16 protein-coding genes and 2 pseudogenes are annotated in these 17289 nt (G+C 65.5%); 8 read left to right on the plus strand and 10 right to left on the minus strand.

The window, feature by feature from the left end:
- Nucleotides 1-82 precede the first annotated feature (82 nt).
- A complete protein-coding gene (locus tag ABIB26_RS22595; RefSeq protein WP_354248327.1) occupies nucleotides 83-625 on the plus strand; it encodes a recombinase family protein in 543 nt (180 codons plus the stop codon).
- Between the two features lie 365 nt (nucleotides 626-990).
- Here the strand turns inward: ABIB26_RS22595 and ABIB26_RS22600 are convergent, their stop codons facing one another.
- Both ABIB26_RS22600 and ABIB26_RS22605 read right to left on the minus strand, forming a co-directional pair.
- On the minus strand, nucleotides 991-1554 hold the full coding sequence (locus ABIB26_RS22600; protein WP_354248328.1) for a M48 family metalloprotease: 564 nt from the start codon (nucleotides 1552-1554) through the stop codon (nucleotides 991-993).
- The gene (locus ABIB26_RS22605; RefSeq protein ID WP_354248329.1) at nucleotides 1505-2440 is read right to left on the minus strand and encodes an NADP-dependent oxidoreductase; all 936 of its coding nucleotides are present in this window, start codon (nucleotides 2438-2440) and stop codon (nucleotides 1505-1507) included. The genes ABIB26_RS22600 and ABIB26_RS22605 overlap by 50 nt, the downstream gene beginning before the upstream one ends.
- Before the next feature lie 148 nt (nucleotides 2441-2588).
- Between ABIB26_RS22605 and ABIB26_RS22610 the strand changes: the two genes are divergently transcribed.
- Nucleotides 2589-3062: a MarR family winged helix-turn-helix transcriptional regulator gene (locus ABIB26_RS22610; protein WP_354248330.1), complete on the plus strand. Its 474-nt coding sequence runs from the start codon at nucleotides 2589-2591 to the stop codon at nucleotides 3060-3062.
- A 498-nt stretch (nucleotides 3063-3560) separates the two neighbouring features.
- Here ABIB26_RS22610 and ABIB26_RS22615 read toward each other — a convergent pair.
- The 8 genes and pseudogenes from ABIB26_RS22615 to ABIB26_RS22650 all read right to left on the minus strand — a co-directional run.
- Nucleotides 3561-4064: pseudogene (locus ABIB26_RS22615) on the minus strand (MDR/zinc-dependent alcohol dehydrogenase-like family protein); the annotation flags it as partial.
- A gap of 612 nt (nucleotides 4065-4676) precedes the next feature.
- Entirely contained in the window at nucleotides 4677-5702 is a 1026-nt protein-coding gene (locus ABIB26_RS22620; RefSeq protein WP_354248331.1) for a beta-ketoacyl-ACP synthase III, read from the minus strand.
- A gap of 103 nt (nucleotides 5703-5805) precedes the next feature.
- On the minus strand, nucleotides 5806-6057 hold the full coding sequence (locus ABIB26_RS22625; RefSeq protein WP_354248332.1) for a hypothetical protein: 252 nt from the start codon (nucleotides 6055-6057) through the stop codon (nucleotides 5806-5808).
- A gap of 49 nt (nucleotides 6058-6106) precedes the next feature.
- Nucleotides 6107-7858, minus strand: a complete 1752-nt coding sequence (ctaD, locus tag ABIB26_RS22630; RefSeq protein WP_354248333.1) for an aa3-type cytochrome oxidase subunit I — start codon at nucleotides 7856-7858, stop codon at nucleotides 6107-6109.
- Nucleotides 7855-8592, minus strand: coding sequence for a class I SAM-dependent methyltransferase (locus ABIB26_RS22635; RefSeq protein WP_354248334.1), 738 nt, complete (start codon nucleotides 8590-8592; stop codon nucleotides 7855-7857). Before ABIB26_RS22635 ends, ctaD begins: the two co-directional genes overlap by 4 nt.
- The gene (locus tag ABIB26_RS22640) at nucleotides 8589-8846 is read right to left on the minus strand and encodes a hypothetical protein (protein ID WP_354248335.1); all 258 of its coding nucleotides are present in this window, start codon (nucleotides 8844-8846) and stop codon (nucleotides 8589-8591) included. The genes ABIB26_RS22635 and ABIB26_RS22640 overlap by 4 nt, the downstream gene beginning before the upstream one ends.
- A gap of 17 nt (nucleotides 8847-8863) precedes the next feature.
- Nucleotides 8864-10597 carry a SulP family inorganic anion transporter gene (locus ABIB26_RS22645; RefSeq protein WP_354248337.1) on the minus strand — a complete coding sequence of 578 codons (1734 nt, stop codon included), beginning with the start codon at nucleotides 10595-10597 and terminating at the stop codon, nucleotides 8864-8866.
- Entirely contained in the window at nucleotides 10594-10974 is a 381-nt protein-coding gene (locus ABIB26_RS22650) for an ArsR/SmtB family transcription factor (RefSeq protein WP_354248339.1), read from the minus strand. The genes ABIB26_RS22645 and ABIB26_RS22650 overlap by 4 nt, the downstream gene beginning before the upstream one ends.
- Before the next feature lie 526 nt (nucleotides 10975-11500).
- On the opposite strand from ABIB26_RS22650, the gene ABIB26_RS22655 reads away from it, so the two are divergent.
- The 6 genes and pseudogenes from ABIB26_RS22655 to ABIB26_RS22680 all read left to right on the plus strand — a co-directional run bounded on the left by ABIB26_RS22655 (nucleotide 11501) and on the right by ABIB26_RS22680 (nucleotide 16141).
- The gene (locus ABIB26_RS22655; protein ID WP_354248348.1) at nucleotides 11501-11803 is read left to right on the plus strand and encodes a hypothetical protein; all 303 of its coding nucleotides are present in this window, start codon (nucleotides 11501-11503) and stop codon (nucleotides 11801-11803) included.
- Nucleotides 11797-12082 (plus strand): annotated as a pseudogene (locus ABIB26_RS22660) (phosphoenolpyruvate carboxykinase domain-containing protein); the annotation flags it as partial. The gene ABIB26_RS22655 and the pseudogene ABIB26_RS22660, both read left to right, overlap by 7 nt.
- Nucleotides 12083-12169: 87 nt before the next feature.
- The gene (locus tag ABIB26_RS22665) at nucleotides 12170-13390 is read left to right on the plus strand and encodes an NADP-dependent isocitrate dehydrogenase (RefSeq protein ID WP_354248341.1); all 1221 of its coding nucleotides are present in this window, start codon (nucleotides 12170-12172) and stop codon (nucleotides 13388-13390) included.
- A gap of 177 nt (nucleotides 13391-13567) precedes the next feature.
- Nucleotides 13568-13984: a pyridoxamine 5'-phosphate oxidase family protein gene (locus ABIB26_RS22670; RefSeq protein ID WP_354248343.1), complete on the plus strand. Its 417-nt coding sequence runs from the start codon at nucleotides 13568-13570 to the stop codon at nucleotides 13982-13984.
- 309 nt (nucleotides 13985-14293) lie between these two features.
- Entirely contained in the window at nucleotides 14294-15514 is a 1221-nt protein-coding gene (locus tag ABIB26_RS22675) for a beta-ketoacyl-[acyl-carrier-protein] synthase family protein (protein ID WP_354248344.1), read from the plus strand.
- 9 nt (nucleotides 15515-15523) lie between these two features.
- Complete coding sequence (locus ABIB26_RS22680) at nucleotides 15524-16141, plus strand: alpha/beta hydrolase (RefSeq protein WP_354248346.1); 618 nt, start codon at nucleotides 15524-15526, stop codon at nucleotides 16139-16141.
- Nucleotides 16142-17289: the final 1148 nt, after the last annotated feature.

Raw genomic sequence — 17289 nt, forward strand, 5'->3', positions numbered from 1 at the left:
CAGCCCTCACAGCCCACCAGATCCGCGACCAGGAATCCCTGGCAGCGTAACCGAAATAAAACGATGAAACTGTCTCAGAAACTTGACGTGCGCACTTGACCTCCAGCGCGACGCGCTGCGGGCTGCAGGATGCGACCGCATCTATGAGGACACCATCAGCGGAACCAAAGCCACGCGCCCCGGACTCGCCCAGGCACTGGACCAACTACGCAACGGTGACACCCTCGTCGTATGGAAGCTGGACCGACTCGGGCGGAGCGTGAAAGACCTGCTGGACTTCGCCGGCGGGTTAAGCGACAGCGGCATTGGTTTTATCAGCCTGACCGACGCGATCGACACCACGACCGCTTCCGGGCGCTTCTTCTTCAACGTGATGGCATCGCTGGCCCAGATGGAGCGAGAGCTCATGGTCGAACGTACACAGGCCGGCCTGCGGGCGGCGAGGGAACAAGGCAGGGTCGGGGGCCGCAAACGCGTCATGACGGATTCCAAAATCCGCTCCGCACGAAAGCTCCTCATCGAGGGCACGCCGCCCAAGGAAGTCGCCAAGAACCTCGGCGTCTCTGTACCTACCCTCTACCGCTGGGTCCCGGCAACGAAGACCATCAAGGTTTCAACTCCGTAGCTGCTGCTGTTGGTGCACGGGACTTCTGAAGATTTGGATGACCGTGCACGGGACTTCTGACAACCCGATGTCAACAGTCCTCTGCACTCGCCCCGTACTTCCGCGGGATCCAGTGCAGACGACTTCTGAAACTGACAGATCCAGATCCGTCGGCGAGTGTCCCACGGGGTGTGTCCCAGTTCCAAGGAATCGGGACGCTAGGCCATCACGCGTAGTCGGGCCCCGTACATGAGCTACCGGCCCACGGGGAGACCCATCTATCTGTGGCATGCTGTCAGCGTTGGCCGCTATCCAACAACACAGTAGAAAGGGAGTGCCTTGGTCCGTACCAGGGCGCTCCCTTTGCTATGTCCAGACGCGGAACCCTATCGGGAGTTTTCCCTTTGAGCCTGGTTGCTCTTGAAGTGGGCTTCCATAGCTGACAGGCGTTCGACAGGGTGGGGGTGGGTGGCAATGAGCCGCGATGGAGACCAACGGTGGGGAGGCCGGCTGTTTGAGGTGTTGTTGTGTTCCATGAGCTCGGCTGCACCCACTAGGCCGATAACGGCTACAGCAAACCGGTCAGCCTCACGTTCATGCTGACGGTTGGAGAATGCCCACAGTGAGGCCCAGAGACCGCACGAAACCATACATGCCGCGGCTGCTAGCCATGATCGAGGATCATGGTGGATCTGTCCCTGGACGGAAAAGTACGCACCAGCAGCTATCGCTGTAAAGAACGTGGCCATCAGGACCTTGACCAGGAGCTGCCACACGGAGTTCTTCCGGATCAAATGGCCGAGCTCATGGGCAAGAAGGGGCAGCTTGTGAAAAAGTGAAAATGTCCAACGGCAGGTTCGTTCTCGTGGGAAGTCGCCGGCGACGACTTCCCACGAGCGGTCAGCCGACCGTAATGACGGTCTTCCCGGCGAGCTTGCCCGCTGCGGCATCCTCGTGAACCGCGCGCAGCTGGCCCAGTGGACGCCGATCGACGATATTGAGCTCGATGCGGCCGTCGTCGAGTCGTGCGACCAGGTCGGCCAAGTTCGCACCGTTCGGGGCGACCCACACGTTGGCGGCTCGGGTCGATCGAGGCTCGTCGGTGGGGATGGCTCCGGCGGAGCTGACGGCGATGCCGCCGTCCGCGACGAACGCAGTCAGCTTTGCTAGTTCCTCCGTGGACAACCGCACGTGGTTCACGACCACGTCGAATGGCCCGCCGATGGCTCCGGGGCCTGCGTTCAGGTCGAGCGGTCCGACGACGTTCGACGCCCCTTGCGCGCGGAGCCGCTCGGCGTGCTGCGGCCTGTCGACGGCCGTCACGGTCGCACCCGCGTCGGCGGCGAGTTGGACGACGATACTGCCGACGGCACCACCTGCCCCGTTCACGAGGACCGTCTGGCCTGCGGCCACCTGTCCGAGCTCGACCGCCGCCTGTCGTGCGGCGAGCCCGGTGAGGGGCAGCGCGGCCGCGTCGGCCAGCGGCAGCGTGGTCGGCGCCGCGGCGAGGAGGTCGGCTGCAATCACGGCGTACTCCGCCGCGCCGCCGTGCGCGTCGAGCGGGAACATGCCGATCACTGCGTCACCGACCCGGAAGGCGTCGACGTCGTCGCCGAGCTGGACCACGGTGCCCGCTACGTCGAGGCCAGGGGTGATCGGGAGTGGCGTGGGGATGACCTTGGCCAGCACGCCGAGTCGGATGTGGTCGTCGACCGGGTTGAAGGACGTGGCGACGACCCGCACCAGCACCTCGCCGGGTGCGGGCGTCGGGCGGTCCACCTCCTCTTCCTGCAGGACCTCGGTACTGCCGAACTCGTGGTAGCGAATCGCCTTCACTGGTGCTCCTTCTGATATTTAGTGGGCGTTCTCTAGTCGGCTGTCCGCCTGATGAACGGGCCAGCTCACTTGCCTAGGGAAGCGTGAACAGCATGGCGCAGTTGCCTAGGCAAGTCAAACCAGATGATCCTTGATATGCTTGGGTGCCATGAAAACTTCCCCCCGGTGGCTCGACGACAGCCAGCAGGACGTCTGGCAGGATCTGCTCACGATCGTCATCGGCCTCCCGAACTTGCTAGACCGCCAGCTCGAGCAGGATGCGGGCATGTCGAACTTCGAGTACAGCGTCCTGGCCCGACTCTCGATGGCCGCCGACCAGACCCTGCGGCTGAGCGACCTCGCGGCACAGTGCGACAGTAGCCAGCCGAGAATATCGAAGGTCATGGTCCGGTTCGAACGCAGCGGATGGGTCCGCCGTTTTTCGGATCCGAACAACGGTCGCTATACGCTCGCGACACTCACCGATGCCGGGCTGCAGCAAGTCATCGAGAGCGCTCCCGGCCACGTCGCACGTGTCCGACAGCTCGTCTTCGACCCGTTGACTGACGTGCAGCAAGACGCCCTTGGCGGAGCGCTGGCACGGGTCGCAACCGCAGTCCGCGAGCAGTTGGCACACCGCTGACGCCAACTCGACCAAAATTCTCGAACGATGGCTCAGAATCATCCCTCGTGCGGCTATTTGCAGCGGCGCACCGCAACACGTGCGCAGATGCGTGAGCCGTGTTGCGGTGGCGGCTTCGATCACGCACTGAGACGGACTGTCAAACCAGGCGCGGGCCCGACACGGATCGTTGTCAGAACGCCGCCACTGAGCGCTCCTGCTCACAGATTTAATGCCGCTGCGTTTCGGTTCGAATGGCCGAGTCGCTATCGGTCTGGACCGTCGCACAACCCTAGTGTTATGCGACGTCTCGTCGCGTAACGGCCGCGGAGTGTGTGAACCGCAGTGCTTTCTGGCACGATTTTCGCCGTGGTAAGTAGCCGGGCAAGGCGAATGCCAGCATGCTTTCTCCGTCGGAGGCGGCGTTCTCGCTCGGTGACGTCGGAGCTGTGTGGACGACGTTTGAAGGGCCTCACCGGTCGGTGAGGCCCCACAGAGGTTTGATCTATGGCGCGGAGGTCAGGGCTGTGTGATGACGACCTTGCCTATGCCGTTTTCGGCCAGGGTGTGTGCTTCGATGATGTCGTCTAGGGAGAGCTCGTGGTCGACGCGGGGCGTGTAGAGCCCATCCCGCCCGAGCGCGGCTGCGTGCCGCAGGAGGGCTGAGTCGTTGCGGGCGTCGACTTTCCTCACGCCGAGTCTCGCGGCCCCCTGGTCGTCGATAACGGTGACGACCTGCGAGGTGTCCCCGACTATGCTCAGCAGATCGGACAGCGAGTCGGACGGGGCCGAATGCAGGGCTGCGTCCACGCCGCCGGGCGCGAGGACAGCCACACGCTCGGCCAGTCCCGGACCATACGTCGTGGGGCGAACGCCGAGAGACTGCAGGTACGGATGGTTACTCTCGCGCCCCGTGCCGATGACAGTGGCGCCAGCGGCGAGGGCAAACGCTGCGGCGGCACTGCCGACGGCACCTGAAGCGCCCTCGATGAGAAGCGTCTTACCGTTCAGGTCACCCAGAGCAGCAGGGCCTCACCACTCATATTGCGGGGACGGTTGCGCCCGGCCCAGGCTGATGGGCGGGGCGTTTTCAATTGGCAGGCCCGATCAAGCTGGCAGGAATCCCGGCAATTGAGGGCCGTACCTGATTCCATGCGGATTTTCGTGGGTCGCGCTGGGGTGAGTGGCGCTGACTGATGAGTGACGATGAACCCGGGACCGTTGACTGGACAAGGCTCGAAGACTGGAGGGCATCCTCTGCGCCTTCGCTCAGCGGCCGGGAACAGGTGCGTGCAAGAGGGCGGAAAACCCTGCTGCCCGGTCTCTCTCACCACCACCCTAAGTCTACTTACTATCGGGTTTCGATCGGGTTTCTATCGGGTTGGCAAGCGCTCCGGGAAACTTCAGTTCCCGGAGCCTCCGGATGCCCGGCCATGACTGCCTACTCTCCGGCCGGCCATGCGCCGGACCGGAAGGCGGCCCGGGCCGGTCAGGGGGCCGAGCCAGACTGGAACGGTGATCCTCCGGCAGCCCGCCGGAGGGCAGCCAGGCGCAGGGAGAAACACCATAGGTTTGGACGACAGGGGCCGAATCGACAGCGTCCGACGGGGGCCGCGTCCTTCCGGCGAGGGGTTCTCAGAAATGCGACAGGGGTTCGGCGCGGATATCTGCAGCCGCTTTCTGCGGCGTTCGTATGACCTGGCCTGCGTAGGAGAACCCTCCGCCGAAGCCGAAGAGGAGCACAGGGCTCTCCGGCGGGAGACGCCCGGAACGGACGAGTTTCGCCAGAGCGATCGGGATGCTCGCCGAGGATGTGTTCCCGGAGGTGACGATGTCCCTGGCGGTGATGTCGCCGGGTATGCCGAGCTGACGGGCGAGGGGTTCGATGATGCGCAGGTTCGCCTGGTGCGGGATAAAGCCGGCAAGGTCCTCGGGGGCGATGCCGGCCATTTCGCAGGTCCGGCGTGCGAGCTGTGCTGCCTGGGTGATCGCCCAGCGGTAGATGGATAGGCCTTCCTGCTCGAAGTACAGGGAGGGCTCCTCGATCCGGACGGCGTGCGCCAGTGCGGGCACTGAGCCCCAGCAGACGGGGCTGACCCCGGCGTCGTCCGCGGCCGTCAGGATGACTGCGCCGGCACCGTCGCCGACCAGCACGCAGGTGCTCCGGTCGGACCAGTCGGTGAAGTCGCTGAGCTTTTCGGCGCCGATGACCATGGCCGTTTTGGCGGATCCCGCACGGATGGCGTGGTCGGCGATTGCCATGGCGTGGGTGAAGCCTGAACAGGCGACGTTGATGTCGAAGACCGTTGGTGCGCGGGTTCCGAGGCTCGCGGAGACCCTGCCTGCGGTGCTGGGGGAGCGGTCTTTGGCGGTGACGGTGGCCACGATGATCAGGTCGAGCTCTGTCGCGTCGATCCCGGCGCTTTGCAGCGCTTCGGTTGCCGCCCCGATGGCCATGTCCGACACGGTTTCGGTGTCTGCGATCCTGCGTGTTTGAATTCCGACACGATCCCGGATCCACTCGTCGCTGGTGTCCACGATCCGGCTCAGTTCATGATTGGTGAGCACCCGGGCGGGCTGGAATGACCCGGTCCCGATGACCCGTGATCCTGCGGCCGGGTCACCCGGACCGTGCGTGAGCTCTGGGGCGGTCTGGTACATGCTGTCTCCCTGGATGGTGGTGTGTTAGGTATTTGTGGCTGGCGGGTGATTATGGCAGCTTGAGTGGAGACCGCAGTTGGTTCGGGCCCGCTTCGCGGCTCGCTCAGAGCCAGCGGATGTCATCGTTGTCGGCCGCATGCGGGCCGGAGGCGAGGGCCGGGACGTAACGGCGGACGGCGTCGAAGAGCTCGGCGACATCCATGCCGGCGGCGGCCGCCGCCGTGTCCGGGGGGACTCCGGCTGCCATGGCCCGGCACAGGGCCTCGACGAGGGCGGAGCGGGCCTGGTCGGCCCGCATCTCGATCAGTTCCACTTCGCCGGCGGCGACGTGGACGGCTGTGAGGTGTACTTCCAAGACTGTCCTCCGGGTCTGCGGTCGGGTCAGGGGCGGGCCGCGAGGCCGGTCAGTCGCGCGGGTTCGGGGAGCGCACGTCGCGTCCTCCGATGTCGGCGGCCCCGAGTGTCGCCGCTGCCGGGCTGTGGGTGGTGTCGTGGGTCAGCTGAGCCAGTTCGGGGTGGTGGAGGTCCAGGGCAGGACGTTCGGAACGGATCCGGGGCAGCGAGGTGAAGTTGTGGCGCGGCGGCGGGCAGGACGTGGCCCACTCGAGGGACCCGCCGAAGCCCCACGGGTCATCCACCTCGACCCGCTCCGGGCTGCGCCAGGTGATGTACACGTTCCAGAAGAACGGGATCAGCGAGGCGCCCAGCAGGAACGAGGAGTAGGTGGAGAACTGGTTCATCCAGGCGAAATTGTCCTGCGGCAGGTAGTCCGCGTAGCGGCGCGGCATGCCCTCGACGCCGAGCCAGTGCTGGATGAGGAAGGTGCCGTGGAAGCCCAGGAACAGCATCCAGAAGTGGATCTTGCCCAGGCGCTCGTTGAGCATCTTGCCGGTCCACTTGGGCCACCAGAAGTAGAAACCGGCGAACATCGCGAACACGACGGTCCCGAAGACGGTGTAGTGGAAGTGTGCCACCACGAAGTAGGTGTCGGAGACATGGAAGTTCAGCGGCGGGGAGGCCAGGATGATGCCGGTCAGGCCACCGAAGAGGAACGTGACCATGAAGCCCAGGCTCCAGAGCATGGGCGTTTCAAAGGTGATCGAACCACCCCACATGGTGCCGATCCAGTTGAAGAACTTCACGCCCGTGGGAACGGCGATCAGCATGGTCATGAAGGCGAAGAACGGCAGCAGCACCGAGCCGGTGACGTACATGTGGTGGGCCCACACCGTGACCGACAGGGCGCCGATGGAAATCGTTGCGTAGACGATGCCCTTGTAGCCGAAGAGGGGTTTGCGGCTGAAGACCGGGAAGATCTCGGAGACGATGCCGAAGAACGGCAGGGCGATGATGTACACCTCCGGGTGTCCGAAGAACCAGAACAGGTGCTGCCACAGGATCGGGCCGCCGTTTTCGGGATCGAAGATGTGGGCACCGAATTTACGGTCGGCGCCGAGCGCGAACAGGGCCGCGGCCAGCGGCGGGAACGCCATCAGGATCAGGATGCCGGTGATCAGGGTGTTCCAGGTGAAGATCGGCATCCGCCACATGGTCATGCCCGGGGCGCGCATGCAGATGATCGTGGTGATGAAGTTGACCGCGCCAAGGATGGTGCCGAAACCGGACAGGGCCAGGCCGAACACCCACAAGTCCCCGCCGATGCCCGGGGTGAAGGTCGTGTTGGACAGCGGCGCGTACGCGAACCAGCCGAACGACGCCGCGCCCTGGGGGGTGATGAAGCCGGAGACGGCGATGAGGGAGCCGAAGAGGAAGAACCAGAAGGCCAGCGCGTTCAGCCGGGGAAACGCAACGTCGGGGGCGCCGATCTGCAGGGGCATCATGACGTTGGCGAAGCCGGCGAACAAGGGGGTCGCGAACATCAGCAGCATCACCGTGCCGTGCATGGTGAAGAGCTGGTTGTACTGCTCTTTGGTCTGCAGGATCTGCATCCCGGGCTCGAACAGCTCGGCGCGGATCAGCAGCGCCATGACTCCTCCGAGGCAGAAGAACGTGAAGGACGCGATCAGGTACATGAACCCGATGGTTTTGTGGTCGGTGGTGGTGATCCAGCTGACCACGATGCGGCCCTTGGAGCGGGGGACCACGGCGGCGGGGGCCGCGGCGGGGGCGGCGGGGAGGGTGGTGCTCGTGGTCATGACGGGACCTTACGATCGGTGTTCGTGGCGGACAAGGGTGCGGAGAAGGACGGGACGGGGGCGGCCCGGTCCGGGCTTCTGGCAAGGACCACGCAGTCCAGCGCGGGGCGGCGGGCGCCGGGGACGGGCCGTGACCGGGGTTCGGCTGACTCGACCTGCAGTCCCGACTTCCGGGCCCAGGCGGCAACTTCGGTGCTGTCGTGCAGAACGGCGGGGTCCCGGGTTCCGGCGGTGCCCTCGCGCGGGTCGGCCGGGTCGTGGCCGATATACAGGAAGATCCCTCCAGGGGCCAGGGCCGGGGCGGTGCGGGTGATGATGTGTTCGAGGTCGGCGCCGGGCAGGTGGAGGAAAGCTGCCAGGACAAGGTCCAGACTTCCGTGTGCCGGGGTGCAGGTGGTGACGTCGGCGACTGACCAGTCGATCAGTGCCGTGAAGCCTTCGGCGAAGGCACGCTCGCGCCCGATATCCAGGGCCGCGGCGGAAAAGTCGATGGCTGTGACCTGCCAGCCGCGGCCGGCGAGCCATACGGCGTTGCGTCCGTCGCCGGCCCCCAGATCCAGGGCCCGGCCAGGTGCCAGACCGTTCAGTGCGGCGCGGACCGATGAGCTTGCAGGCGCCCAGCTCCGGTCGGTTTCGGTGTACCAGCGGTTCCAGGCCGCCGCGTCCGCGGGGTAACCGGTCCCTCCGGGCCTGGAGTGGTTCCACGCACTCAGCGGCATGCCGTCCACGCTCACGGCCGGCTCCTGCGCGGCGCGGCTGTTCCCGCGGGCCGGCCGCGTGAGTTGTTGCGGCGCCGGAACGCGGCGATCCCGGCTGGGATGCCGACGGTCGGGCCGGTCAGTACCACCGCGGCCAGCCAGGCCGGGTTTGTGGGCCCCGAGAAAAGTGCCGGGAGGTCGAACAGAAGAAGGGCCGCGAGTCCGACCCCCAGGAGGTAGTGCGGCACGCGGTGCCGTTCGGTCCGGGATTCCAGGGGTGCTGGCGGCAAAGGATGCTCCTTATCATTCATCGGACCGTGGTCGTGCCGGGAGCCGTGTCCCGGCCGGGGGCGGGGTCCTCGCCGGCGTCGTGTGCCTTGTCCTGTGCGGGATGTTCTGCGGCGCGGGCGGCCCTGGCGCGGGCGACGTGGCTGCGGGCGTGTTCGACGGCGGGCGGAAGTTCATTGAAGAGGTGTTTGTGGTGGCGTAGGGATTCCAGCACACCGACCCGGGTGACCAGGGCGAGGTGGCGTTCCTGGATGCCTTTGATCAGCACGGTGATGCCGCGGCGTTCGAGCGCGTTGACGATGTCGGTGATGACCCGGGCGCCGGTCGCGTCCAGGACCTGGAGCTGGGACATGCGGATGATGACGACGTCGACGTTGCGGATTGCGCTGACCCGGTCCAGGACGCGTTCTGCGGCGGCGAAGAACAGGGCTCCGTCGAGCCGGAAGACGGCGATGTGCTCATCGCCGTCCTGAATAGGGCCGGGGATCTCTTCGCGGTGCACGCCGCTGGACTTGACCTGGGTGCGCAGGGCGAAGAAGGAGGCGACGGCGATGCCGATCGCCACTGCCTCGATCAGGTCGAAGGACACCGTGATCAGGGCCGTGACGAAGAAAACGACCGTGTCGGCCCGGGTTGAGCCGATGACGCTGCGCAGGGTGCTGAGGGAGACCATGCGGGTGGCGGTGACCATCAGGACACCGGCGAGGGCGGCGAGGGGGATCCGCGAGACCGGGGCGGTGGCGAGGTACACGACGCCCAGCAGCACCAGGGCGTGCGTGATGGCGGCGAGCCGGGTCCGGCCGCCTGAGCGGATGTTCACGGCGGTGCGGGCGATGGCTCCGGTGGCCGGCATGCCGCCGAAGAACCCGGACGCCACAGAGGCAAGGCCCTGGCCCAGGAGTTCACGGTCGGCATCGTAGGGGCCGGTATCGGAGATCGACGCGGCGACCCGGGCCGAGAGCAGTGACTCGATCGCCGCGAGGGCGGCGATGGTCGCGGCCGGCCCGGCCAGGACAGTCACCGTTCCCCAGTCCAGGGCTGGGATGACCGGGGCCGGCAGGGTGTCGGGCAGGGTGCCGATCCGGGCCACGGGCAGGTCCAGTACCTGGGCGGCGATGCTGGCGATGACGATGGCGATGAGGGAACCGGGGATCTGCGGGTGGATCCGGGGTGCGGCAAACATGATCACCGCGACCAGTGCCACCAGTGCCACCGGGGCCAGGAGGGCGGCGGGGGACGTTGTTGCGAGTCCCTGGACGGCAGAGACCGCGGCGTTGCTGCTTGGGCCGGCCTTGACGCCGAAGGCGGCCGGGACCTGCTGGAGGAAAATGATCATGGCAATCCCGAGGGTGAAGCCCTCGATCACCGGCCAGGGCAGCAGGGTCACGACGCGGCCGAGCTTGAGCACACCGGCAGCGACGACGATGACTCCGGCCAGGACAGCCACCGCGGCCAGGGCCCCGGCGCCCTGTTTGGCGATGACGGGACCCAGGACGACGACCATCGCCCCGGTCGGGCCGGAAACCTGGATGTTGGACCCGCCGAAGACGGCGGCGACTATGCCCGCGATGACGGCGGTGATCAGCCCGCTGGCTGCTCCGGCGCCGGAGCTGACCCCGAAGGCCAGTGCCAGCGGGAGGGCGACGATGCCCACGGTGACCCCGGCGATGAGATCGCCTTTCCAGGTGCGGGGCAGATCTGCATAGTCCTTCCAGCCCGGCAGCAGGGCCCGGGCCGCGGTCAGGGCCTTCATTGTGAACTGCCGGCTACCGCAGTCAGAGGGGACGTGGCGGCTGAATGTTCGAGCTGCTCGCGGGTGGTGTGCAGTATGTCGTTGAGCAGCAGACGTGCCACTGACAGCAGGTCAGCGACCTGCGGGTATGCCAGTGAGTAGAACATCTGCAGCCCCCGCCGCTCCCCCCGGACCAGATGGTAGCGGCGCAGCACGGACAGGTGCTGGGACAGATGGGAGGCCTCCAGACCCGTTGCGGCGAGAAGATCCGTCACCGACACCTCCGGAGCCTCACACAAGAGCTCCAGCACCCGGATCCGCACGGGATGCGCCAGGCCCTTGAAAAGGTTCGCCTTCACCTCATACAACGGTGCCCGGAAATCCGAGAACTCTTCCATGCCTGCCTCCCGACCGATCACACTACGCACTTGCTGACTATTTGATAGTTCCATCATCCAATATAACAGGGGAAGGGCGAGTCCGTCCCCAGCCGTGCCCTGGGTTTCTTCGGGCACGATTCGGCAGGCCGTCGCCCATGGCCCGGATGCCCTCGCCGTGTCGGGGCGCCACCGCCATGGCTGCACATCCTGGCCACCGGCTTTCGGGTTCCCTGTCGTCTGCCTTTGACGGGACGGTTTGAGCCAGAGACCGGACCAGATGGTCCTGGGTGGACGGTTACTGGATTCGCGGGCATGCCTGGCGGGCCGCCGGCCGGAGGGGGCCCGAAGCTGACGGGAGGCCCTCTAAGCGGCCGGTCCGCGTGGACCCGGACGGGTGAAGGGGTGAGTATGAACTATTATATAAAATGATGGAATCATCAAATAGTAAATCACAGGAAGACGTAGCCGTCCCGGACGGACCAGCGGCTGCTCCCGCATCTCAGCCGCCGGCCGTTGCACCCTGATGAACCGCACCACCCCTTCGATGATCATCCCCGCCGGCGTGAGCCAGCGCGGGGGAAGGAAGAGAACCGTGCACGAAACGACACCGTCCAACGTTCTGGACACCGCCCCGGCCGCCCTTGCCCGCCTGTCGGAATGGGTCGGCGAAGTTGCCGGCCTGACCCGGCCCGACAGCATCCACTGGGTCGACGGATCAGATGCGGAATACCGCATGCTCACGGACGGACTGGTTGCCGCCGGCACCCTGGTCCGGCTCGATGGGGACGCCGCGGCGCCGACGGGAGTTTCCTCTGGCCCGGATTCGGGGACAACTCCCGCGTCCTGAAATGGGCCATCGAACCTCGAGGGGACAGCCGCTGCCATCGACACCCCCATCGGTTTCGTCCCCGCACTGGACGGCATCGATATTGGAGGTCTCGCTGTCACCCCCGGGCGCCTCCGGGCGGCGTTGGCCGTCGACCCGGGGGAGTGGCACGAGGAAATTGAGAGCATCGAACGCTGGTATGCCCAGTTCGGGGACTCGCTGCCGCCGGAGCAGCCGGCGGAGCTCCGGGGGCTCAAAGACCGCTTCGCCCGCCGCGGGCCGCGCATCAGCGCCCGCTAGCACCGTTGCGGCTGCACCCGAAGGGCCGAGCCGGCGGCGAACCGATTCCGCAGCCGGGCCATTGTGCCCACGAAAATAGGAGACCGTATGAGTGAAAAGATCAACGTCGTTGGCCCCATTGTGGAGCTGGACGGTGACGAAATGACCCGCATCATCTGGCAGTTCATCAAGGAACGCCTGATCATCCCCTACCTGGATGTGGACCTGAAATACTACGATTTGTCCATCCAGAACCGCGACGCGACCGATGACCAGGTCACCATCGACGCCGCGAACGCCATCAAGGAACACAACGTCGGCGTTAAATGCGCCACGATCACCCCTGACGAGGCCCGGGTCGAGGAATTCGGTCTGAAGAAGATGTGGCCGTCCCCGAACGGGACCGTCCGCAACATCCTCGGCGGAGTGGTCTTCCGCGAGCCCATCATCATTTCCAACATCCCGCGCCTGGTTCCGGGCTGGAACAAACCGATCATCATCGGCCGCCACGCCTTCGGCGACCAGTACATGGCCACCAACTTCAAAGTCCCCAGCGCGGGCACATTGACCATGAGCTTCACCCCCTCCAACGGCGGCGAAGAGATCCAGCAGACGGTGGTAACATACCCCGACGGCGGCGGGGTCGCCATGGGCATGTACAACTTCAACGACTCCATCCGCGACTTCGCCCGCGCTTCCTTCGCGTACGGGCTGCAGCGGAACTACCCGGTCTACCTCTCCACCAAGAACACCATCCTGAAGGCCTACGACGGCCAGTTCAAGGATCTCTTCCAGGAAGTATTCGACGCCGAGTTCAAAGACCTGTTCGAAGCAGCAGGCCTCAGCTACGAGCACCGCCTGATAGATGACATGGTCGCCTCGGCGATGAAGTGGGACGGCGGCTACGTCTGGGCGTGCAAGAACTACGACGGTGACGTCCAATCGGACACCATCGCCCAGGGCTACGGCTCACTCGGTCTCATGACCTCCGTACTCATGACCCCGGACGGCAGGACCGTTGAGGCAGAAGCCGCACACGGCACTGTGACCCGCCACTACCGCCAGCACCAGCAAGGCAAACCCACGTCCACCAACCCAATTGCCTCGATCTTCGCCTGGACCAGGGCGATCATGCACCGCGGAAAACTGGACAACACCCCCGCTGTCGTCGACTTTGCTGTCACTCTGGAAGACGTCATCATCAAGACAGTCGAAGCCGGCCAGATGACCAAGGACCTCGCGCTTCTGGTGGGCCCGCACCAGGAATGGCTGACCACCGAAGACTTCCTCGCAGCTCTGGACGACAACCTCAAAGCATGCCTGAGCTAGCCCCGGCGGGAGTTTGCCCGTTCGGTGCAGCTGCTCCGTATCCTTCGGGGCTGCGCTAGTGAACGCTCCACGGGTCAAATCCGGCGTTAAGCTGGGCCGTACATCACCGGGCGCACGAGCGGCGGACGAGGAAATAGATAAGGCCAACGGCGTGCCCGCGGCCGTGGAAGGACGATCATGCTCTCTGATGCGCAAGATCCCGCGGCGAACCTGAACGCCGACGAATGCTGGGAACTGTTGACCGGGACCGCAGAGGGCCGTCTGGCCGTGAGCGTGCATAACGAGCCGGATATCTTTCTCGTGGAATTCCGCGCCCAGGACGGGAAAATTCTCGTCCGCACGCCCCAGGGCGAGATGCTCGTGGAACTGACCATCAACCCGTTGGTGGCCTTTGAAGTGAACGGCCGGTCGGAAACATCCGCCTGGATCGTTGTCGTCAAAGGAACGGCCCGCGAGCTGCAGAGCTGGTCGGAAATCGACGCGGCCCAGCAGAAGGCCCAACGCCCCTGGACGGCGACGGCAAAAGGGTCCTACGTGGAGATAGCCCCCACCCGAATCACCGGTCGGCGGCGGCCCATCGCGCCCCAGACCTGAGGGACGAAGGCGGCCGCCGGCCTGCCTCGCGAAGCACCTGTTGTGGTTCCCAGCCGGCGGGTACATTCAGCGTCCTCACGACTGATGATGTTCCGTGAGCGTCCGTGCGCGTCGCGCCACGGAAATTATCAGGCGAGGGCGGGGAATGCACGCGGCTTCTGACATTCTGTGCAGACGACTTCGGAAGATGACAACTGCCCGGGTTTCCGGCACGTACCCTTGAAGGGTGCATGGCGTCAGGCCTTGAAGCACGTCCGCCCTCGCACTCCCGGAGGGCCTATCAGCGGCCTCACAGAAACACGGTTTGTAATGTCTGAATTTTCCCCCAGGGTCGTTGTCACCGGGCTGGGCGCGGTGACCCCCGTCGGCGGCACCACGGCCGAAACCTGGTCCGCACTCCTGGCCGGGCGCTCCGGAATCGCGGCCCTCGAGGAGGACTGGGCGCAGGGGCTGCCCGTCCGGATGGCCGGCCGGGTCACCGCGGACGTGGCTTCGATGCTGTCCACGCCCGAGTACAAGAGGATGGACCGGTGCGGGCAGCTGGCGCTCATTGCGGCCAGGGAGGCCTGGGCGCAGGCCGGCCGTCCGGACGCCGACCCGGAACGGCTGGCCGTGGTCATCGGTTCCGGCTACGGCGGCCTGGACACCACGCTGGAGCAGGCACGGACGCTGGACGCCAGCGGCCCCCGCCGGGTCTCCCCGCACACCCTCACCCGGATCATGACCAACGCCCCCGCCGCCTGGGTGTCGATGGAGGTCGGCGCCAAGGGCGGGGCAAGGACCCCGGTGAGCGCCTGCGCCTCCGGGGCGGAAGCCATCTCGCAGGGGGCAGACATGATCCGGGCCGGTGCCGTGGACGTGGTGATTGCCGGCGGTGTGGACTCCTGCATCAACGGCCTGATCGTCAGCGGTTTTGCCCAGATCCGGGCCTTGTCCACACGCAACGGAGACCCGCAGTCCGCCTCGCGGCCCTTCGACCGGGACCGGGACGGCTTCGTGCTGGCAGAAGGCGCCGCGATCCTGGTGCTGGAACGCGAAGACCACGCACGCGCCCGCGGCGCAGAAATCCTGGGCGTCGTAGCCGGGACCGCGGTGACGTCCGACGCCGTCGACATCGTCGCCGCTGATCCGGCCACGCAGCGCCGGGTGATGGAAAAAGCCATTGCGGCCGCGGGCCTCGGACCTCGGGACATCGGCCTGGTCCACGCCCACGCGACGTCCACCCCGGTGGGCGACCGCCTGGAAGCGGAGGCCATCACGGCCGTCCTGGGAAACCAGGTGCCGGTCACGTCGACGAAGTCCCTCACCGGGCACCTTCTCGGCGGTGCCGGCGCGCTCGGCGCCGTCGTCATGGTCCAGGCATTGCGGACCGGAACGTTCCCGGGCAACCGCAACCTCGAAGACCCGGGTGAGGGGATCGACCTCAACATCATCGCGGAAACAGTCTCGGGACTCCCGGCGACGGCGGGCGTGGCCAACGCTTTCGGCTTCGGCGGGCACAGCACCTCCCTGGTGATCACCGGAAGCTAGGCTGGCCCCATGGAGACAGTCGTCTGGTCCAAGCCGGAACACGAACGCGCCGGGACACCGCTGCTGGTGATGATGCACGGGTACGGCACGGACGAATCCCGGATGGTGAAACTGTTCGACAGCCTCCCGTCCGGGTTCACCTGCGCCGCCCTGCGCGGCCCCAAGGTGATCGGGGACCATCACGGCTGGTTCCTGCTGGACTATTTCCTGACGCATGACTTCGCGGACGTCATCTCCTCCACCAACACCGTCTTCAACTGGATCGAGTCCGTCAAGGCCCGGCACAGCAGCGTCAGCCTGCTGGGCTACTCGCAGGGGATGGCCATGGCGAGCACCCTGCTGCGCTTGCGGCCGGCGCAGTTCCGGGCCGTCGTCGGGCTGTCCGGTTTCGTCCTGGAGAACGAACTCCTGGCCATGAGCGAGTCCTTCGAGGCGCGTCCGCCGTTCTTCTGGGGCCGGGATAAGGACGACATGGTGATCAACGGTGCTGCCACCGAACACACCGAGGAATGGCTCCACGAGCACACCCAGCTCACGGCCCGCAGCTATCCCGGGATGGGACACCGCATCTCCCCGGAGGAGCTCGTGGACGTCAGCGCCTTCCTGCGCCACTACGTGCTGCGCTGACGACGCCGACTGTCATTTTCCGAAGACGGGTGCACAGATGTCCGAAGTCGAGTACACAGACCATTTTCGTCAACAGCGGACCGCACGGAGTTTCCAAAGGCGTCTTCACCCTCCGTCTCCAGACTCTGTGAGAACGCGAAATTCAACGAGAACGTGAAATTCAACGTCAGCAACAAAGACCCGGCGAGGAAATGCAGAACGCTCAGAGCTGTGCCAGCGAAAGGACAACGATGCGACTACTTCGGGATGACGGTGGCTTTTTCCACGGACAAGAGCCTGGCGTAGTTCAAACACATGCTCAAGCTTTCGTTTGCCGGAACACGGGCGCCATCCAGGGCTACGGAAATTCCGTCAGAAAGAGACGAGCTATCGGGGAGAACCAATGATTCGCCATCGAAGTTCGTTCCTTCGGGGAAAACCAACGTCCAATCATCACCGTCGTCCGCTCGGATGATGATGCACCCGGCCCCGTCCTGTTCCAGGCTTCCTGTGAGCTGCGCTTCTACTCTCGGAGCGGAAGCCGGGCCGGAGCGAACTATGGCCTTTTTGCCGCCGTCACTGAGAAGCAACTCGGTCGGCAACTCCTGCCGCACTGAAGGTGCGGGAGCTCCAGTACTCGGAGCATCCTCTGGCGTCGCCGAACATGACGCTGAAGAAAGAGCGATGGCCGCTACAGCGCCCACGGTAAATCGGTGCTTCATATCTGTCCCCAATCAGAAAACCGGTCCGGTGCCCCAGCCTAAAGCCGACCAGAGGAATGTGACCCCAACCCATCGCGACTGCGACCGAATTGAAACCGGGGTTGTCCATGGGAACATCTCCGTCGGCCGCCATGCGTTGTGAATCGCAGCGGGTAAGCGCCCATCGCGGCTTTGGCCAGGTCACCCCGACCTGCGTTGCCTGGAGGTGAGGAGGAAGCAGACCGTTGCTGCCGTGTGATGCGGGATGGGCTCAGCCGGATGGGGGCGTGAACTGGCTGGCGGTGAACTCCGCTCCCTGGGGGTCGCGGATCAGTGCCGTGCGCGTCCAGTAGGTGTCGCTCTGACTTAGGACGTGCGCACGTCAAGTTTCTGAGACAGTTTCATCGTTTTATTTCGGTTACGCTGCCAGGGATTCCTGGTCGCGGATCTGGTGGGCTGTGAGGGCTG

The organism is Arthrobacter sp. UYEF20 (assembly GCF_040546335.1).
Classification (GTDB): domain Bacteria; phylum Actinomycetota; class Actinomycetes; order Actinomycetales; family Micrococcaceae; genus Arthrobacter.